We start from the raw sequence: 19882 nt of genomic DNA, 5'->3' as shown, positions 1-19882 counted from the left end.
CTGTATTCGAATTAAATTATATACTCAATTTCTTATATCTGGCGATAATTTGTCTTATAATAGACCAGAAGTTGTTTCTGCAGATTAGCTTTTGCTCGTTGCAATAATTGCTCAACAGCACCAATTGACAATTTCATGATCTCAGCAATCTCTTTTTGAGAAAGATCTTCATATTTACACAACACAAAGGCAACACGTTGCTTTTCCGGAAGTCCTCTTATTGCCTGATGCACGTATTCTGCATTTTCCTTTTCAATTAATAACTGATCGGCACCTGCATCCTGCTCATTAAAGAGCCTGTCTGTTTGCACCGATATTTCCTCTAGTTCACCATAATGCACTAAAAAAATAGCTTTGCAATTTTTTCGCTTAAAATTGAGACAGGCATTTATGGCGATCCTGTATAACCAGGTTGAAAAACCAGCCTTGCCATTGAACTTTGGAAGCGCTAAGAAAACCTTGATAAATATGTCCTGACTCAGGTCATCCGCATCATCCTTTTGGTGTACGAAACCTATACAAACCCTAAAGATCATTTGCTGGTATTTATTTACCAATTCTTCATAACAGTTCACATTGCCGTCCCGGATTCTCCTAATCAGGTCCAGATCGCTCATGCGTGATAGAATAGCTTATCCAAAATCAAAGTTTTCATAATGAATCAAGTGCGGAGAGATACCCATTGCTTTAAAATCTTTTATAAAAGACTTACTCATTATTTGAGGACCGCAGAGGAAAATATTCTTATTTTGCAATCCAGGGATATCCCTAATTTTTAATTTATTATCAACTTCAGTACATATTAAATGTAAATGGAAACCTTTAAAGTCATTTTCGAAGGATCTCATCTCATTCATATAAACAGCATCATTTTGCTGATGAACACAATAGTACAATTCAGCATTTAAATCAGGAAAAGGACGTTGCTTTAAATCTTTGATCCAGCTGATGAATGGAGCAATACCAACCCCTCCGGCTATCCATACCTGATCCTTTTTCCCTTCTCTAAAATCAAAAGAGCCATAGGGTCCACGAAGCAGTACCTTTGCCCCAGGTTTAAGCGTTCGATGTAATACCTTTGTGTAATTTCCTAACGCTTTTACCATAATTTGTATTGAATTGCCATCCCCTGTTGGGAATAGGGTAAAAGGATGGGATTCTTTTGAAATGCCTGAATAACAGAAATCGAAAAAACAGAACTGCCCAGAGGTAAAATGTAATTTCTTACCTACAGGACTAAATTCTATGGTCATAATCCTTTCATTAACCTTTTCAATAGCATCTATTTTATAGGAATAACCACTATTAAATAGGCTGAAAAATACCGTCTGGTAAAGAAATGCACCTATTCCCAGACCAGAAATAAAGCATAAATATATCCATAGTATTGGATTGTTTGAAAAAGATATCAGTAGAAAAGTATGCAAGAGGGCAACTATCAGGAATAGTCCCATAAATTTGTGACTTATTTTCCAGCTTCGGTAAGGCAGCTTAATTACAAGCGTAAATACCATGAGCAGGATAATTCCCCATAATGCATAACTTCCTAAGTTTACCTCCAGCCGACGATGCAAAGGGAAAATGGATAAAAGGAATCGAACAAAATTGCCTGGAATCCATCTGATCGCAAGCAGAAACGGATGAGACAGCATCAATATAAAGGCAATTAAAGCCATCCTATGGTGCATTTGATACATCTTATCCAATCCACCAAAATAACGCTCCAGCCATTTAATCCGGGCAGACAGCACGAAGGAGAGAGTGAACATAGAATAGGCCATCAAGGCGATAACCATATTCAAATCCATTATTGCAGGAGACATATTATGATGACCTTTTTCCACTTCAACCGATAAGAAGTAAAGCGGAATAACCAGTAGTGCCAGAACCCATATTACATAATTTCCAAGTCTTATATTTTTCATTTTATTTCAAGGATTAGAAAACACAGAACTCAAATTGAACCTGCTCTTTAACTATTAGACACCAGGACTTCTCAAATCCTATGCAATGCCGGATATAAATATCATTTGCTTATCAATTCCTGCTTTTTATTGTTGCTATATTTGTGTAAAGTGTCAATTAAGCATCCTTAAGCTGTCTTGAGCCTTTGAATATGAATAGCACGGATTAATATTCAAAGAAATTTAATTAAATAATTAGCGATATACATGTTTGGTTTTACCCCTAAGTGGCTTACTATTTCCTTCTTTAATTTACTCCTTGTTGCCAGTCTGGGCATTATTTTAAGGTATAAAATTGCCTTTTATCTGCCATTTGTAGAGCAGAAATTTGCTTTACACAGCCATTCGCATTTTGCTTTTTCAGGTTGGATCACCCAAACACTAATGGTTCTGCTGATCCATTACCTTAGTTTAAACTTAGGTCCCCAGATCGTGAAAAGATACTATTGGCTACTGTATGCTAACCTGATTACGGCCTATGGAATGATGGTTAGTTTTATGCTCCAGGGTTATGGTTTATATTCTATCACTTTTTCCAGCCTGTCTATTGTGGTATCTTACTTCTTTGCAATTTATTATTGGAAAGATTTAGCCCAAATAAAATTAAAAAAGGTGAGTCATCTCTGGTTTAAAGTCGCATTGTTATTTAGTGTAATCTCCTCTATAGGTGTTTTTTCCCTGGCTTATATGATGGCAAACGCTATAAGTAACCAAAATGGTCATCTTTCCGCTATTTACTTCTTTCTTCATTTTCAGTACAATGGCTGGTTCTTCTTTGCTGGTATGGGGCTTCTTGTATCCAGACTGGAACAGATTAAGGCGGCAACTAAAACGTTACGCCTTATCTTCATACTCTTTTGTTTTGCCTGTCTGCCTGCCTACTTTTTATCGATTATGTGGATCAAAATTCCAGGCATTACTTATATCACTCTAGTGGCAGCGGTTGCACAGTTAATTGGGTGGGGACTTATGCTAAAGTTGATCTCAAATAATAGGGCATTTATCCGTCGGGAGTTCTCCAAACCTGGGCTGGTGCTATTACTGCTTTCAGCAATAGCATTGTCAATTAAGCTTCTGTTGCAATCTGCTTCAGTTCACCCAGCTTTGAGTCAATTATCTTATAGCTTCAGACCAATTGTTATCGGTTACCTGCATTTAGTTCTATTAGCAGTAATAAGCGTTTTTATTATAGGTTATATTCTTTCTTTCAAACTTGTACCTGTCAAAAGAAATTTCTTAACCGGTGTATGTGTTTTTGTTATAGGTATTATAATCAACGAAATTCTTTTAATGATGCAAGGGATAACCGCCTTGAATTATACAATCATTCCCCATATTGATCTGATGCTTTTTACTGCTGCAATTATTCTATTCGCTGGCATAGCTATGATGTTTTACAGTTGTATCAAAAATAGGGTGGATGTTAATCCTAAGCAATGATCTTTAACTTTTCCTTAATGGTATTTGAGATACTAACTCCGCGTTCCTTAGCCAAATTAGCTTTGGGTCCTTTAAACAATTCATCCACTGTACTAAGGAACAATTTATTCCAAATGTTAAAATGAGTTTCATCTAATGGCATAATATGATGCAGGTGTTTATGCAGTTCCATCGGATTACCCTCGTAATTACCTGTAAACAAAATAGCGTTTTCCCAAAAATCGTAAAGGATAGGCAAATGTGTGACCAAATCAACTTTAGCCAATTCTCTGAAAATATATCCGAGATCTTTGTCATCCATTACTTTAGCGTAGAACTGATCCACAAGCAATTGAATGTCAACCCTATCTTCAATATCCTTCTTCATCATTTAGCAGATAAGGATTTATCAATTGCAATCATCATCTCTTCCGTGCAGGATTCCTGAATCATCGGGAATAATTCACGTTCTTCTTTACGTACATGATCTTCCAGTTTCTTACCTGTTTCATTCAGATGTACAGCTAAGTCCGGATTTTCATTTATTAATTTGAACAGCGAATGAAGTTCCTGATGCTCGTTGAAAATAGCTTCTATTAAGACATCAAGTGCTGGCTGAATTCCAACAACCATTTTAAGAATCTTCTCTTCCTCTGCAAAATGTGTTACCAAATCTTCTTCATAAAAGTTTGAAGCATATGCTGCTTTCTCTTCCAGACCGGTTGGAAGTCCTTTATATGCCGGAGCATCTTTCTGCAATAATTTAGAGAGTATTAACGCACCATGGTGTTCCCGGGACAGATGCGCAAGTGATGGATGTCTTTTCATATTTATAAATCTTTTGTATTGAATTTATGGGTAGAATACCATACGGGCAAAGCTATCCATAAAAGTAACACGATAATAGAAAATGATATTCCAGTGAAGGTGCCAAAAAAATCTTTAAATATTGCCCCAGTATAACCCATCATAGCAGATATATCCAACTGAAGCAAAATCATTATCCTGCTGAGATCTATTGGGTTAAGCGCACTTATTCCGATCATCGGCTTTTCAATTGGATAATCGGCAAATTGAAACAAAAGGAACAAAACCAGTCCGTCAAACATTAACGAAAAATAGAGCCATAGCATAATTACTGCTCCAATACCTTTCGCTTTATCACTTGTTTTCACTGCGGCCAGCATCGCTATGGCCACAAAAATGATACTCAGCATGATACCTACTACGATCATCGTTAAGCCTATCATATTGGCTTGATAAATTAGAACCGGAATCCCTGCTCCAATAAAAAACGCAATAGATAATGAGGCAGCCAGTCCCCCGAAGATACTGAGCCATATGGATTTACGTTTTAAAGGCTGACTGACCAGTAGTTCAATAAACTCGGCACTATTGTAGACATATATACTGGAGAAAACAATGCTGACCAGAGGAACCACGATCAGGATAATATTTAACAAACTTAGTAATCCTTTACTGTTGCTATCTTCCAGACTAAATACACTAAATGAGGAAGCTAATAGAAACAAAGTATAAACCATCATTGTCCTGTTGCGTAATATATCAGTTATGACAAATTTTATAATTTTCTTCATGGGATTATATTTTCATTACCTGAGCAATCGCTTTAGCTAATTTTACTTCTCCGGTATCTTGTTTCAGGTCCTCAATGCTTTTATTAAACAGTAGCTTTCCATCCTGCATATAGATGATTCGGGTCACTACATCGTCCAATTCGCTCAATATATGAGAAGTGATTAAAATAAGTTTACCCTTTTCTTTAATGATTTTCTCCTTTAATATTTCAGAAGCCAATGGATCAAGTCCAGCTGTAGGTTCATCCAGGATAAGGACGGCCGGATTAAATAGGAAGGCCAGAGCTGCACTTACCTTTTGCCGTGTTCCACCCGATAATGTTTTCATTCTTTTATCCAGTATCTCACGCAGCAGAAAGGATTCAATAAGATCTTCATCCAATGCGGTTTTTTTATTCCTGATATTTTTTATCATATCCAATACCTGTCCGATAGTCATATTGTCCGGATATCTACCAATTTGAGGCATATAGCCAATCTCATCCCGATATTCCCATTGATTTTTAATATCCTTTCCCCTAAATGTAATGACCCCGCTGTCGGGCACCACCATTCCAAGAATGGACTTAATTAAAGTTGTTTTACCACATCCATTAGGACCAATTAAAGCGATACATTCACCTTCCTTGCAGCTAGTGGATACATTATCAAGTGCCTTTAATTTACCAAACTGCTTGGTTATATTAGTTGCAATAATCATAGTTGTTAAAAAGCTTTTTTCATTAAAGGTGCATTGTCTTTTAAATTCTCTGGAGTTAGGCTAGGCAATATTTTCTCTGTTTTATCCAAAAGAGTGGTAATAAAACTTCTAAACAAGATCATAGCCGTCGGATATTTTTCCACTATCATAGAAAACATACTAACCGGACGGTAGGGAATATCCCCTATACGATCTTTATTCAGGTCATAACCTTCATATTTATCCCAATAATTATTCTTAAACGTATTCAGCACCAATGAACCGTTTGTACCTACATCAAATGTATTACCAATAAAATTATTACGTTCCAACACTACACCCATACAACTGGCCTGAATTTTTAATGCCCATCCATTGTTTTGGAAAGTATTTTTTTTCATGTGAATCCGATTGGCACCTTCCATATAAATTGCAGTGGTGTTTTTTGTGAAGCGATTTCCTTCCATATATCCATCCGAAATCTCTTTAAGCAATATGCCATAAGCAGCATCTCCCCAGTTTTCTTTAAAGGAATTATTTAACATTCTGATTCTATTGGAAAACATTACAGACACTCCTGATCCGTTATTACTGAATGTATTACTAACATAAGTATCGTCGTTCGAAAACATAAAATGTAAACCATATCTGATATTAGAAGTGGAAGTATTGCCCCTGATAAAAGATTTATTTACGAATTCGAAATAAATTCCATCTCTGTGACCTGTAACCGTATTGCCAATGATGCGTATTCCCTTGGCCTGCCAGCAGTGAATGCCATTGCCACTTTGCTGCTCTGTCTTATTGAAGGCTGTAATTTTGTTGTTTTCAATTGTACAATTCTCGCCTTTTTCAATAAAAATGCCAAAAAAAGTATCCTCTAGAAAATTGTTCTTTACACTTACATCATGACCATCGTAGATCTTGATACCACTTAAATCTTCTAAACTTGAGATTCCTGAATGCGTAATTTTTAAACCATCTATCACTACCCCTCTAGCAAATACAGAAATGTTTTGATATTTACTTTCTCCATCTAATTCAGGATAGTTCAATCCTTTCAGGACGATGCTTTTTCGGATAATCAGATTTTTTTCTTTATAATGACCTGCATCCACAAGCACGGTATCACCAGATTCAGCCGCCTGAATACCCGCAGTTACATTTTTATATTTCCACTTCGACCCAACATGTATTGTTTTTGCCTTTGCAGAGTAACAAATCAGTAAGGGGATGATGAATAAAAGAAACTTCACTTTTGCATATCCTCCCAGGATATCTTGTTCCCTCTAAATTTGGGCAATGCATTAATTAAACTGTCTTCATTACTAAAGGCAGCTATATTTCCGTTCATTGGACTCTTCAAAGAAGGACTTTGTAAAAACACAGCGTCTTCCACTTTTATTAAATCATGTGGGTGAAGAAAATTAGTAAAATAAACAGCATGTATCTCCGGTTGAGTAACGGTCTTTGCATTAATGAAACCGACTATACAATGCTCATCATCAAACTTATAAGTTTTCCCCTTTTTAGTCACTATTTCAGCGCCAAACCTATTATCGCTGATAGTCATTTTACAAAAGTCGCAATTATCCTTTCCAATTCGAATAGGCAAGGGTTCTGTATTACAACTGGTAATTAATAAGAAAAATAATCCAGCGCTTACGGCCATTACGTTGGTTTTAGTAGCTAACCGTTTTCCTTTCTTCCATTCATAGATCACGCAACCCAATAAAATAACGCCTACAGCAATAAATATAAATCCTCCAGTCGCTGGAATTGAGTAGGCTCCAAAGTTTAATAATTGTTTAAACCCGATTAAAGGTGGCTGATAAGCCATTCCAGGAACGATAATAGCCGCATCCGGATTTAAATTATGGCCGTAATCATATTCCCATCTCCAGAAATCAACCATAGCCAGAGCACCAAAGCCGACAAAAAGAGCAAATAGAACATACATCCATTTCCTTCTTGCAAAATAGGCGACAGCTAAAAATAATAAAGCATAAAAGATAATTATACCAGGCAGCACTTTAAATTCTACAAAATCTTCTGCATGGAGCGTTTTCATGCCTATATAGTGATTTAACCCGTTTATGATATCTACATTTCCAGATAGTTTATTCGCATGAATAAACATCTGCAGCCCTTCGGGATATTGTGGAGCATCTAAATCTATTCGCCATATTGGAGTAAATAAAACAGCTATTAAACCAAGTCCACATACTAAAAGTAATGCTCTGACTTCTGTTGTAATTCTAATATTTTTCATAACATAATCGTAAAAAAGAGAGAAAGATAAATGCAATTATGTCGTTGCATGTTTATCCATCTCTCTTTATTTAATGTTAATTTGAAGCCGTATTTTGTGTTTCAACGGTATTTGTTTCTTTAGGCATATTGGTACCAGTACTAAAGGTTAATGGAACATTACTACCTGCAGGAGATACTCTGGCATAACCGGACATTTCCTGGTGTAAAGCACTACAGAAATCAGTACAATAGAATGGATACATGCCAGCTTGTTCTGGAAGCCATTTTAGTGTTGCCGTTTCACCAGGTAGTATAAGTAATTCCGCTGTTTTAGCACCTTTAATGGCGAAACCATGTGGTACATCCCAATCCTGTTCAATATTGGTGACATGGAAATATACTTCATCACCAACTTTAATCCCTTCAATATTATCAGGAGTCAAGTGGGAGCGAATCGCAGTCATATATACATGTACTTTTTTACCTTCTCTAACTACCTTGGTAGCACCTTCTCCCATAGATACATATGGGTTTTTATTATCCTCTATTTTGAAGAACTTGACAGACTGATCACGGATCACACTCGCTTTAACCGCTTGACCGTAATGAGGCTCACCGATTGTAGGATAGTCTAAAAGTAGTTTCATTTTGTCACCGCTAATATCAAACAACTGTGCGCTTTGAGCTAATTCAGGCCCTGTAGGTAAAAAACGATCTTTGGTGATTTTGTTGTAGGCAACCAGGTACTTTCCAGTAGGTTTCCGTGTATCTCCACCTGGAATCATTAAGTGACCCGGAGAATAGTATACTGGATGACGATCCAATACCTTTAAATCTTTAAGACTCCATTTTACAATTTCACTTGAAACGAACATGGTGGTATAAGCATTGCCTTTATCATCAAACTCTGTATGTAATGGGCCTAATCCTGGTTTTTTTACTTCACCATACAATGCGGCTTCATACTTAATTACCGGAATCCCATCATAAGTACCAGCAAATGCTTTGCTTGCTATTGCTTTCTGAATTTTAGAAAAACTAAACACAGGAACCAAAGCGGCCAATTTACCACTACCAACGATATACTCTCCTGAAGGGTCAACATCGCAACCATGCGGAGATTTAGGACAAGGAATAAAATAAACCAATCCAGGGAAATCCTTCACATCCAAAACAGTTACCTGAGTCTTGATAGTAGAGGTTGCAGTCTGTGTTTTTTCATTATAACGATTACTTGCATATTTGACAGCTTGTTTCCTTCCTTTACCAGCTTTAATTAATTCAGCTGCTTTTTTCCAGTTTACTGCCATAATAAAATCCTTATCGCGCTTAGAAGCATTAACTTCCAACAAGGTATTTGCTTGTTCTGTATTATAACAGCTAAAGAAAAACCATCCGCTTGATACCCCTTTTCCTGAATGACTCAAATCGAAGTTCACAGCAGGGCATTGCAATTGAAAGGCAATATCCATATTTCCACTAGTTTTATCTACACTAATAAAGCTAATAGTACCTTTGAAATTTTTCTTATAACTATTGATCGGAACATCTCCATTTTTATCATCTGGTGGAACACTAAACCGCGTACCTGCAATCACATATTCCGTATTTTCAGTTATGAAAGGAGAGGAGTGATTCCCTGCACTATTAGGGAGTTCAATAATTTCGTTCGTATGAAAAGTTTTCAAATCAATCCTTGCCACTCGAGGTGTATTATTAGCATTTGCAAACAACCATCGACCATCAATCTCACCATTTGTTTGCGACAAGTCTAAGTGATGCTGATCATCCCAGGGAATCATTCCATGTGAAGTATTCAACATTGGTTTCGTTTCTTCGGAATAACCATAACCATTTTCTGGAAATACTGAAAAAACAGGTATCAATTTCAGAAGTCGTCCACTCGGTAATCCGTAAACACTAACCTGTCCGTTGAACCCACCCGAAACAAAATTGTAGTATTCATCGTATTTCCCAGGAGCAACATAGGTTTGGGCAGCAGCATCTCCGCTTACCACGGATCCTGCATTTTTTGGCTTGCATGCATTCATGCTAAATAACAGTGCAAGGGCAGCTAGTCCAAGTACCTTGTTTTTGTTTAGTATCATTTTTGACTTATCGGATTATTTGAGCATATGAATATCATTGCCCTGGGTTTCTATTCAAAAGGAAAAATTATTTAACACCATCATTTTTACGCATAAACTCAAGCAGGTTTCTTGCATCGTCATCAGATAAATTTTGATTAGGCATCCGCACAAGACATAATTCAAGTTGAGCCTGAGCCTTAGGATCCTTATCAATCATGGCATCCGTATTTGTAATAAAATTCATAATCCATTCGGGAGCATGACGAGTGGTAACACCTGCCCATCCCGGTCCAACTAGTTTTTCATCTGTCAGTTTATGACAAGCACCACACTTAACGAGGTAAACTTTATCGCCGCTTTCAGCTCTGGCCGCATCAAGTGAAGTGCCTAAATCGACACTCGAAAATTTTCCTTCTCCTCTCTTAGGATCATATGACGGGTTTTCTGTTCCATCTTCATTAGCAGCTGCTCCTCCTGCATTTGCAATTGAATCAGATGAAGTTCCAGAATTGTTACTACCTCCGCATGAAGCGATGATTGTTATAAAAAGAACCAAAACGCTGAGTATGATAAGTTTTTTCATAAGATGTATATTTGATCTGTGATTTGTAAACAAAACTACTCAGTCATTTCTCGTTTTTTTATGCGTTGAATCATAAAGAGAAATAAATATTTACGTTGTGATTACATTTTGAGGCATGATTGTTGAGTGTGCAGGCACATATGCCTGATTCTCGATTAAACATTGATTTCTGTATATATAGCTTGACATAACAGGAAAATTTAAGTCATTTTATTTTTTCATAGTTTTAAATCACCTTTTATACATAATGATTGATATTAACTTGTTGCTGGTTTGGGGAGCCACATATAAAAAATTCGGTATCGGGAAAACGATTTTTGCTGAAGGTCAGTCATGTTTCTATTATCATCAACTGGTAAGTGGTAAAGCCAGATGGGTGAATGTAGATAATGATGGTAAGGAATTTATTCACACCCTTGTTGAGCCAGGAGAATCTTTTGGTGAAATTCCAATCTTTGATGATGGGACTTATGCTGCAACAGCCATCACTGATGAAGAAAGTTTAGTGATACGGTTATCAAAATCCAAATTTCTTAAACTGATCAAAGAAAATGGTGAAATAAGTTTGGCCTTTACCAAATTGCTCGCTAAAAGACTACGATTTAAATTTTTAATTATTAAGTCTTTTTCCTCTCATAGTCCGGAACACCGAATTGCTACTCTACTAAATTATCTAAAATCCGAAAACAAGAACTTTTATACGGATGGAACTCAACTCAAATTAACCAGACAGCAAATTGCAGATATGACAGGTTTACGGGTGGAAACGGTTATTCGAACCATGCGTGTGATGCATGACAAAGGGGAGCTGGTCATTGCAAAAGGCAAAGTCTACTGTAAGGATATGATTGAAATCTTATCCCTTTGAAATAAAAAATGAAGCTACTTCTTCAGCCACTGGCCAAAATCATAACCTTCATGAGCAACCAATACAATTAAGACGATCATTAAAAGAAACAAGGCTATGTTTCTTAAACGGGTTGACTGAGTAGCTGAAAGTTTTTCCATGTTATCAAACTTCATCATATAGGACTAAATTATATTTAGAGTTCTTAGAAATAGCGGTTATAGTATTTTAGGGGAATTTATTCATCAAGTAAGGGAAGAAAGATCAATGGCACAACTTATGCTGTTAGTCAATCTTTACAATCCGTAAAACAACATTAACTATTAATTAAGCTTCAATTTTTTCATCTTTGCACCACTAATTTGATTATTAAAAGCTTTTTTTATTGCGGCAATACTAGAAAATGTAGACGTATTTTTTATGTATATAATGTTTAATCCTAAATTATCATCATTACTTAACCCCGCAGCAACTTTATTATTAGTAAATATATGAATACCATTGCTTTCGTCTAAGTAAGTATATCTTTCCATTAAAAAGCTAACTGCCTCTGCTGAAACAGCATCGGTGTTAGCAAGTAAAACAATAGAGCTTTTCAGTACACTTCCTTCAAAAAGATACATCACATTTCTTATTTTAGAATTTTCTCCATTATAAAGTAAACCATCTGATACTTCAGTATTTAAAGTTCTAGCTTCTTTGCTTTTTATGTAGGGCAGGGTCTCACCGAAACCCAAAACAGGCTCATTAAATAATGTACTATAAGGAGTAATGGTTATTTCAGAGGATACATTTATGCCAGTACCCTTTGCTTTAATTGTTGTAGTACCTATTCTATTGGCTTCGAATAATCCTAATGAACTTACTGTTCCTACAGTTTCATCGCTTGATGTCCAAATTAATGAAGAAGCATCAATACTTTCTGAACCATGGGATATTTTGAATTGATACTGACCATCATACTTTAATTCAACTGCTTTTTTGTCAATTACTATAGTAGGTGTAAGGTCATCTTTGGTACAGGATACAAGTAATATTAGTGGTAATAATAAGAGTGAGAGATTTTTCATTATTTAAGAAATTAATATTGGCTTTTTTTTGCCGGTGTCATTGTTTGATTAAGGTTAATCAATTTATGCAATAAACATACCAACTATACCAAATACAAAACAAGATCATCAGATGAATGCTGTCTTTTTGATAGCATCCTTATATTGATATACGCTTTAAATGGGTTTTACCCATTTTTACCATTCATAACCGTACTTTTGAAGATGGAAATTTTAATAATTGCTTTGCTGATCATACTAAATGGCGTTTTTTCCATGAGTGAGATCGCATTGGTGTCCTCCCGGAGATTTACATTAGAGAGTGCGGCAAACAAAGGGAATAAAAATGCACGCAAAGCACTTGAACTTGCAGGTAACCCGAATACATTTTTGTCTACAATTCAATTAGGTATTACTCTTATAGGAATTCTAACCGGTATTTTTAGTGGTGAAAAATTAACTGCTGAATTTATCTTCTACTTAAACCAAATTCCATTTTTGGCTCCTTACGCTCATACGCTTTCCGTAATTTTTATCGTATTCATTATCACCTATTTTTCTATCGTATTTGGTGAATTAATTCCTAAACGGATAGGATTGGCATTTCCGGAATCTATATCTATGCTGGTTGCCAGTCCCATGAATATTCTTTCCGCAATTACTAAACCTTTTATATGGCTCTTAGCAAAAAGTAGCGAATTAGTTCTGGGGGTTATAGGTATTAGGGAAAAGCAGGATGGAATTATAACTGAGGAAGAAATTAAATCAATTATTGCGGATAGTACCAGTGTCGGGGAAATCCAGGAAATTGAAGAGGATATAGTCAACCGGGTATTTGCATTAGGAGACCGGAAAGCAGGTGAACTCATGACGCATCGTTCCGAATTAACATTTTTAGACATAAATGACGATATCGCAGAAATAAAAAGTAAAATTGAAGCAAATCCTCATACTATATATCCAATAATTAATAAGTCTCCTGATATCCTGATAGGACTTGTATCAGTAAATGATATTTTTACATCAAGCTTTTCAGGATCCAACTTCGACTTGAATAGCATTATAGAAAAGCCACAATACGTACAAGAAAATATGCCTGCCTATAAAGTTCTTGAAAAGTTCAAGAAAAATAGAATTCATATGGTTATTGTAGTAGATGAATATGGATCCATACAAGGTGCGCTTTCGATAACGGATGTCGTGGAGGAGCTTTTAGGTGACATGTCTACCGATGTAAAAGTGGATGATTTAGAAATCATTCAACGTAATGACACCTCCTGGTTAGCTGATGGCCAATATCCTTATTATGAATTCATAAACTACTTTGGTATAAGAGACGAAAAAGATCCCGAAGGATTTACCACTTTGGGAGGATTGATCTTGGAAAATCTTCATCATTATCCGGTAACAGGTGAAACGATCAGATGGAATAAGTTTGATTTAGAAGTTGTGGATATGGATGGAACCCGTATTGATAAAATAATGATTACTAAAGTTCTATAGTAATGTTCTTAATGGGTTAGTATACACCAGCTCCTTCGCATTTACCCTTCTGATAAAAACGTCGGTTAAAGATTTTCTCTTAACACGCTAGTAATCTCTGTATTTGAAACCTTTCTTACTCTTCTTTAAGCTCTGGAAGCCTAAGTAACATATGTTACTGATTCCATCTTATAAGCAAGGTACTTTTGTTTCAAATATAAGTTAATGAACAGAAAAAAATATTTGAATCTGGTAGCTGTTATCTGTATTGTGCTTTCAAATGCGTTCAGTACAAAAACTACAGCACAGGAAATCACTACAAATTTAAGCTTAAATGAAGCCATTACTGCTGCATTAGCTGCAAATAAAGATCTTCAAACATCTGAGCTGGATGAAAATATTGCTTTAGCTAAATATAAACAAACTCAAGCTATTTTTTTGCCTCAGGTTACTGCGTCTTATTCCGCAATGAGCACAGATAATCCACTTAACGCTTTTGGTTTTAATCTGCAACAAAGAACCATTACACAAAACGATTTCAATCCCGACTTGCTAAATCATCCTTCCGGTACCACTGATTTTATGGGTAAGCTCGAAGTACAGCAACCCCTGATCAATCTGGATTTACTGTACAAAAGAAAAGGGGCAGAAAAACAAACAGTGCTTTATAAGTTCAAAACACTTCGTACGAAAGAATACTTAACTTTTGAAGTGCAAAAGGCCTACCTGCAACTGCAATTAGCGTTTGAGGCTTCCCGAGTTTTAGAGGATGCATTGAAAACTGTAAAATCTGTTTACAACTTTACTGATAATCATTTCAAACAGGGTCTAATCCAAAAAACAGATGTGTTGAATGCTCGGGTTCATGTTACAACGTTGGAAAGCAACCTTTCCAAATCTAAAAGTGGAATCAGTAACGCCTCGGATTACCTTAGTTTATTAATGGGCAAAAAAACGGGATTGATCTACAAAACCAGTTCCCAATCTAACGATCAAATACAGGAAAGTAATACAAATCAACAAATTGATTCTTCAAGAGCAGATTTTATGGCCATGCAAAAAGCGATTGAATCTTCCAATCTGATGATTAAATCAACCCGGATGAGTTACCTGCCAAAGTTGAATGCTTTTGGCAATTATCAGTATAATGACAGTCAGCTCACTGGTTTTGGAGCACATTCTTATTTTGCGGGACTGCAACTATCATGGGACATCTTTAAAGGGGGCAAGACTAAAAACACCATTGTGGCGCAAAGGTTAGAGCGTGATAAGCTCAGCATCCAACTCGCTCAGCAAAAGGAACAAAGTCAGTTGGATTTGGATAAGTCTCTCCGGGCCCTGGCAGATGCCAAATACGAAATCCTTCAGCTAATGGCCTCAATTGAACAATCTTCAGAAGCTTTACGGATTTTACAAAACCGCTATCAGCAGGGACTGGAAAACACTACAGATGTGTTGATGGCAGAATCTCAACTCTCACAACAGAAATTTGATTTAGCACAAGCTGTCTTTACGTCTAATGTGACTAAAGCATACGTCCAATTTTTAACTACATCCACTACTAAATAAACTATTTACATGAATATAAGAATTAAATTAAACCAGACTGCAGTAGTTTGCATTGGTACAGGATTATTGCTACTTGGCGCCTGCTCTTCTAGCGATAAGGAATTAGCAGAAAAAAAAGATTCAGGAATGGCGATACAGGTAACTGTTGGATCTTCATCATCATCTGCCGGACAGCAAAATTCCATACAAGTAAGCGGTCAGGTTGAGGCAGTCCAATCCGCAAATATCAGTACAAGGGTGATGGGGTATATCACTAAGCTGAACGTAAAGGTGGGTGATCAGGTGAGTAAGGGTCAGTTACTGGTAACAATCAGCAATCAGGATATCCAGGCTAAAAAGGGACAAACGACTGCGATGATTGCTGAAGCAGAAGCTGCATTTAAAAACGCACAAAAAGATCATGAACGTTTTACTGCATTATACAAACAGCAAAGTGCATCTGCAAAGGAGCTTGACAATGTAACGCTCCAATACTTGGCTGCAAAATCAAGACTGGAGGGCGCAAAGCAAATGCGTAATGAAGTCAATGCCATGCTCAAGTATACCAACTTAACAGCTCCCTTTGCAGGCATTATAACACAGAAGTTAGCTGATGAAGGTAGTATGGCTAGTCCTGGAATGCCCCTATTAACCATTGAGCAAAACGGAAGTTACCAGGTTAGTGCATCTGTTCCTGAAAATGTAATTAGCCAAATTCATCAAGGAGAAGCAGCTACTATCAGTATCCAAGCGGCAAATAAGGTAATTGCAGGAACAATTAGCCAGATTAATCAATCATCACAATTTACTGGTGGCCAATATGTAGTCAAGGTGCAGATCCCTGATCAAAAAAAGCAAGGTTTGTATGCAGGCATGTATGCCAATGTATCTATTGCTGTAAAAAATACCGCCCAGGTAAAAGATGTTAGGGTAATGGTTCCGCTCTCCTGTATTGAAAATAAAGATCAGCTGACAGGTTTATATACAATTAGTAGTAGCAATACAGCTCTCTTGCGTTGGGTGCGACTTGGAAAAACAACAGGAAATCAAGTAGAAGTATTAAGCGGATTGGCTCCCGGGGAGAAATATATCAGTAGTGCAGATGGCCGCTTATTCAATGGTTCTGCAATCAAAGTAAATAATTAGATCAGATGAAAAACGGATTTTCTGGAAACATAGCAAAGGCATTTTTACAGTCTAAACTCACCATATTGCTCATGTTTGCTTTTTTATTGATAGGTGGCTACAGTACTTTTTTAATACCTCGTGAGGAAGAACCTCAGATACAGGTACCGATGGCGGATATATTTATCGGTTATTCTGGCGCCTCTCCTAAAGATGTAGAGACTAAAGTGTCTGCCCCTTTAGAAAAAATGATCTCTAATGTTAAAGGTGTAGAATATGTGTATTCTACTTCCATGCAGGGACAGGCAATGCTGATCGTCCAGTTTTATGTGGGCGAAGATGTTGAACGCTCTCTGGTGAAGCTTTATAGTGAGCTGATGAAAAATATGGATAAAATGCCTCAGGGGGTGACACTTCCATTGATCAAGACCAGAGCCATAGATGATGTACCGGTACTTGGTTTAACATTATGGAGCGATAAAGTAGATGATTATCAGCTGAAACAAATCGGGCAGCAACTGAACAATGAAATTAAGAAAATTCCTGATGTTTCGGATATCACTGTTTTAGGTGGTCGTAGCCGGGAGATAAAAGTAGTACTGGATAAAAATAAGATGGCCGCAAACCGTGTTGATTTTTTATCCCTCAGCAAACAGATTCAGGGAAGCAATCTACAACTGCATAGTGGCGACCTTTTAATGCATGATACCGCATTTTCAGTTGAAACCGGCAATTTTTTAAGTAGCTCAGATGACGTGGCCAATTTGGTTGTAGGCATTAACCAGGAACAACCTGTTTATCTAAAGCAAATCGCTCATGTAGAGGAAGGTGCTGAAACTCCCAATCAATATGTTTTATTTGGTTATGGAAAGGCCGATGCTAAAAATGCTCAGGCGTTTAAATCAAATTACCCGGCTATAACCTTGTCTGTTGCCAAGAAGAAAGGTGCAGATGCCATGAAGCTTTCTGAACAGATCCTGAATAAAGTTGAACATCTTAAAAAGGAACTTTTACCTGATGATGTGCATCTAACGGTGACAAGGAACTATGGGGAAACAGCATCTGATAAAGTATCTGAATTGTTATTCCATTTGTTTATAGCTATTGTCGTTGTTACGCTGTTTGTCATGCTCGCTATGGGATGGCGGGGAGGATTGGTTGTGTTTTTATCCGTTCCGGTAACATTCGCCCTGACCTTGTTTGCCTATTATTTCATGGATTATACGCTGAACCGAATTACCCTCTTTGCCTTGGTATTTATCACGGGTATTGTGGTTGACGATTCTATTATCATAGCGGAAAACATGCACCGGCATTTTAAAATGAAAAAGCTCCCACCATTAAAGGCAGCCATCTACGCTATAAATGAAGTTGGTAACCCCACTATATTGGCCACATTCACCGTAATCGCTGCGGTATTGCCTATGGCTTTTGTATCAGGTATGATGGGTCCTTATATGAGCCCGATGCCAATTGGTGCCTCCATAGCCATGCTTTTATCACTGATTGTCGCATTAACGCTAACCCCTTATCTGGGTTATATATTCCTTCGTGAAAAAGAAAAAAAGGGTGCTGTTCATGAAGAAAGCAAAGCGGAAGTATTAGAAGATTCGCGCATTTATAAGATCTACCGTTCTTTTATTTCGCCGCTATTGGAATCTCGTAAAAAACGATGGACTACTATCCTGAGTATCGTGGCGGTATTACTGCTTACACTTTCCATGTTTTACACTAAAGCCGTTGCGGTAAAAATGCTGCCCTTTGACAATAAAAATGAATTTCAGGTCATCATTGATATGCCTGAGGGAACAACTTTAGAGAAAACACAAGCTGTAGCAAAGGATATTGCCAGTTATGTTTCCAGTCAGCCTCTAGTGACTAGCTATCAGTCTTATATCGGCACATCTGCACCTATTAGCTTTAACGGATTAGTACGTCACTACGATTTAAGACGGGGCAATAATGTGGCTGATATACAAGTAAACCTTGTCGCTAAAGAAGACCGTAGTTTGCAAAGCCATGCTATTGCTAAAGAGATGCGGATCCCGATACAAAAGATCGCTAAAAAATATAATGCCAATGTTAAAATTGTAGAAGTGCCACCAGGTCCTCCAGTACTGTCCACGCTGGTAGCAGAAATTTATGGCCCCAATTATAAAGAGCAAATCAAAATTGCCGATCAACTGAAAGGTATAGTTAATCATACCAATGATGTGGTAGATGTAGACTGGATGGTTGAAGCAGATCAGCCGGAGTATAATTTTGAAGTGAACAAAGAAAAGGCCATGCATTATGGCATCGCTACCGCACAAATCGTGGCAACCGTTAACGGAGCTTTATCTGGCATGACAGTAGGAAATATAGCACAACCTTCTTCATTCAATCAAACCGCTATTCGCTTACAATTGAGCGATGCAGATAAATCAAGCTTAGACGATATACTTGACCTGAATGTAATTGGTATAGCAGGCAATGCGGTTCCAATTAAAGATTTGATTACTGTAACAAAGCGAATCAAAGAAAAAAGTATATATCGTAAAAATCAGAAAGAGGTTGTTTATGTGTTAGCAGATATGGCTGGTGACCTGGAAAGTCCTTCCTATGCGATCTCTGCAATCTCAGATCAGCTAGGATCAGTGAAAGTACCTAAAGGTTATTCACTAAATGAAGAGTATACCCATCCACCAGAGATGGAAGATAATTACAGCTTAAAATGGGATGGCGAATGGCAAATTACGTATGAAGTATTCCGTGATCTGGGGATTGCCTTTGCGGTGGTAATCATCATGATATATATTTTAATTGTAGGTTGGTTTCAAAACTTTACAGTACCCTTAGTTATGCTGGCCGCTATTCCATTATCATTAATTGGCATTGTTTTAGGTCACTGGATGTTCAATGCGTATTTTACAGCAACATCTATGATCGGCTTTATTGCACTAGCAGGAGTGATGGTTCGAAATTCCATTTTATTAATTGACTTTACCAATATTCGTTTAAAGGAGGGTGTTCCGTTAAAGCAAGCCATAATCGAGGCGGGAGCAGTTAGGACTACGCCAATCCTATTAACAGCCGGAGCAGTTGCCCTGGGTGCAGTAATTATATTATTTGATCCTATCTTTCAAGGCTTAGCGATATCCTTGATGGGAGGGACGATTACATCCACATTTCTCACCCTGCTTGTTGTTCCCCTTCTATATTATAAAATGATGAGGAAAACAATTCAATAATTTTAACTATTAAAA

At 37.0% G+C, this 19882-nt stretch carries 18 protein-coding genes; 6 read left to right on the top strand and 12 right to left on the bottom strand.

Annotated features, from left to right (window positions below; all coding sequences use genetic code 11):
- Positions 1 to 32: 32 nt before the first annotated feature.
- Complete coding sequence (locus tag ADIARSV_RS16190; RefSeq protein ID WP_016196704.1) at positions 33 to 617, bottom strand: RNA polymerase sigma factor; 585 nt, start codon at positions 615 to 617, stop codon at positions 33 to 35.
- A 15-nt stretch (positions 618 to 632) separates the two neighbouring features.
- A complete protein-coding gene (locus tag ADIARSV_RS16185; protein ID WP_016196703.1) occupies positions 633 to 1925 on the bottom strand; it encodes a ferredoxin reductase family protein in 1293 nt (430 codons plus the stop codon).
- A 246-nt stretch (positions 1926 to 2171) separates the two neighbouring features.
- Here ADIARSV_RS16185 and ADIARSV_RS16180 point away from each other — a divergent pair, with 246 nt between their 5' ends.
- Positions 2172 to 3404: a hypothetical protein gene (locus tag ADIARSV_RS16180; RefSeq protein ID WP_016196702.1), complete on the top strand. Its 1233-nt coding sequence runs from the start codon at positions 2172 to 2174 to the stop codon at positions 3402 to 3404.
- On the opposite strand, the gene ADIARSV_RS16175 is transcribed toward ADIARSV_RS16180, so the two are convergent.
- From ADIARSV_RS16175 to ADIARSV_RS16140, 8 genes are all read right to left on the bottom strand, one after another.
- Positions 3394 to 3774, bottom strand: a complete 381-nt coding sequence (locus ADIARSV_RS16175; RefSeq protein ID WP_200864767.1) for a group III truncated hemoglobin — start codon at positions 3772 to 3774, stop codon at positions 3394 to 3396. The two genes, ADIARSV_RS16180 and ADIARSV_RS16175, sit on opposite strands and share 11 nt — an antisense overlap.
- A complete protein-coding gene (locus ADIARSV_RS16170) occupies positions 3771 to 4211 on the bottom strand; it encodes a hemerythrin domain-containing protein (protein WP_052017037.1) in 441 nt (146 codons plus the stop codon). The genes ADIARSV_RS16175 and ADIARSV_RS16170 overlap by 4 nt, the downstream gene beginning before the upstream one ends.
- A gap of 2 nt (positions 4212 to 4213) precedes the next feature.
- Positions 4214 to 4981, bottom strand: coding sequence for an ABC transporter permease subunit (locus ADIARSV_RS16165; RefSeq protein ID WP_040300405.1), 768 nt, complete (start codon positions 4979 to 4981; stop codon positions 4214 to 4216).
- A gap of 4 nt (positions 4982 to 4985) precedes the next feature.
- The gene (locus tag ADIARSV_RS16160; RefSeq protein ID WP_016196698.1) at positions 4986 to 5681 is read right to left on the bottom strand and encodes an ABC transporter ATP-binding protein; all 696 of its coding nucleotides are present in this window, start codon (positions 5679 to 5681) and stop codon (positions 4986 to 4988) included.
- 5 nt (positions 5682 to 5686) lie between these two features.
- The gene (locus ADIARSV_RS16155) at positions 5687 to 6916 is read right to left on the bottom strand and encodes a nitrous oxide reductase family maturation protein NosD (protein ID WP_016196697.1); all 1230 of its coding nucleotides are present in this window, start codon (positions 6914 to 6916) and stop codon (positions 5687 to 5689) included.
- Entirely contained in the window at positions 6913 to 7932 is a 1020-nt protein-coding gene (locus tag ADIARSV_RS16150; protein WP_016196696.1) for a nitrous oxide reductase accessory protein NosL, read from the bottom strand. Before ADIARSV_RS16150 ends, ADIARSV_RS16155 begins: the two co-directional genes overlap by 4 nt.
- 76 nt (positions 7933 to 8008) lie before the next feature.
- Positions 8009 to 10021 carry a Sec-dependent nitrous-oxide reductase gene (nosZ, locus tag ADIARSV_RS16145; protein ID WP_016196695.1) on the bottom strand — a complete coding sequence of 671 codons (2013 nt, stop codon included), beginning with the start codon at positions 10019 to 10021 and terminating at the stop codon, positions 8009 to 8011.
- 67 nt (positions 10022 to 10088) lie between these two features.
- Positions 10089 to 10586 carry a c-type cytochrome gene (locus ADIARSV_RS16140; RefSeq protein WP_016196694.1) on the bottom strand — a complete coding sequence of 166 codons (498 nt, stop codon included), beginning with the start codon at positions 10584 to 10586 and terminating at the stop codon, positions 10089 to 10091.
- Between the two features lie 247 nt (positions 10587 to 10833).
- Here ADIARSV_RS16140 and ADIARSV_RS16135 point away from each other — a divergent pair, with 247 nt between their 5' ends.
- Complete coding sequence (locus ADIARSV_RS16135) at positions 10834 to 11454, top strand: Crp/Fnr family transcriptional regulator (protein WP_016196693.1); 621 nt, start codon at positions 10834 to 10836, stop codon at positions 11452 to 11454.
- A gap of 14 nt (positions 11455 to 11468) precedes the next feature.
- Here the strand turns inward: ADIARSV_RS16135 and ADIARSV_RS22945 are convergent, their stop codons facing one another.
- Positions 11469 to 11594: a hypothetical protein gene (locus ADIARSV_RS22945; protein WP_262482251.1), complete on the bottom strand. Its 126-nt coding sequence runs from the start codon at positions 11592 to 11594 to the stop codon at positions 11469 to 11471.
- Positions 11595 to 11756: 162 nt separating this feature from the next.
- Positions 11757 to 12503: an Ig-like domain-containing protein gene (locus tag ADIARSV_RS16130; protein WP_016196691.1), complete on the bottom strand. Its 747-nt coding sequence runs from the start codon at positions 12501 to 12503 to the stop codon at positions 11757 to 11759.
- Between the two features lie 204 nt (positions 12504 to 12707).
- Between ADIARSV_RS16130 and ADIARSV_RS16125 the strand changes: the two genes are divergently transcribed.
- The 4 genes from ADIARSV_RS16125 to ADIARSV_RS16110 all read left to right on the top strand — a co-directional run bounded on the left by ADIARSV_RS16125 (position 12708) and on the right by ADIARSV_RS16110 (position 19867).
- Positions 12708 to 13985 carry a hemolysin family protein gene (locus tag ADIARSV_RS16125; RefSeq protein ID WP_016196690.1) on the top strand — a complete coding sequence of 426 codons (1278 nt, stop codon included), beginning with the start codon at positions 12708 to 12710 and terminating at the stop codon, positions 13983 to 13985.
- Positions 13986 to 14189: 204 nt separating this feature from the next.
- Positions 14190 to 15533 carry a TolC family protein gene (locus ADIARSV_RS16120; RefSeq protein WP_016196689.1) on the top strand — a complete coding sequence of 448 codons (1344 nt, stop codon included), beginning with the start codon at positions 14190 to 14192 and terminating at the stop codon, positions 15531 to 15533.
- Between the two features lie 9 nt (positions 15534 to 15542).
- Positions 15543 to 16658, top strand: coding sequence for an efflux RND transporter periplasmic adaptor subunit (locus tag ADIARSV_RS16115; RefSeq protein WP_016196688.1), 1116 nt, complete (start codon positions 15543 to 15545; stop codon positions 16656 to 16658).
- A 5-nt stretch (positions 16659 to 16663) separates the two neighbouring features.
- Positions 16664 to 19867, top strand: coding sequence for an efflux RND transporter permease subunit (locus tag ADIARSV_RS16110; RefSeq protein ID WP_016196687.1), 3204 nt, complete (start codon positions 16664 to 16666; stop codon positions 19865 to 19867).
- Positions 19868 to 19882: the final 15 nt, after the last annotated feature.

The organism is Arcticibacter svalbardensis MN12-7, assembly GCF_000403135.1.
Classification (GTDB): Bacteria; Bacteroidota; Bacteroidia; order Sphingobacteriales; family Sphingobacteriaceae; genus Arcticibacter; species Arcticibacter svalbardensis.
The sequence above is the reverse complement of the archived record's forward strand: the minus strand, read 5'-3'. Positions and strand labels throughout refer to the sequence as shown.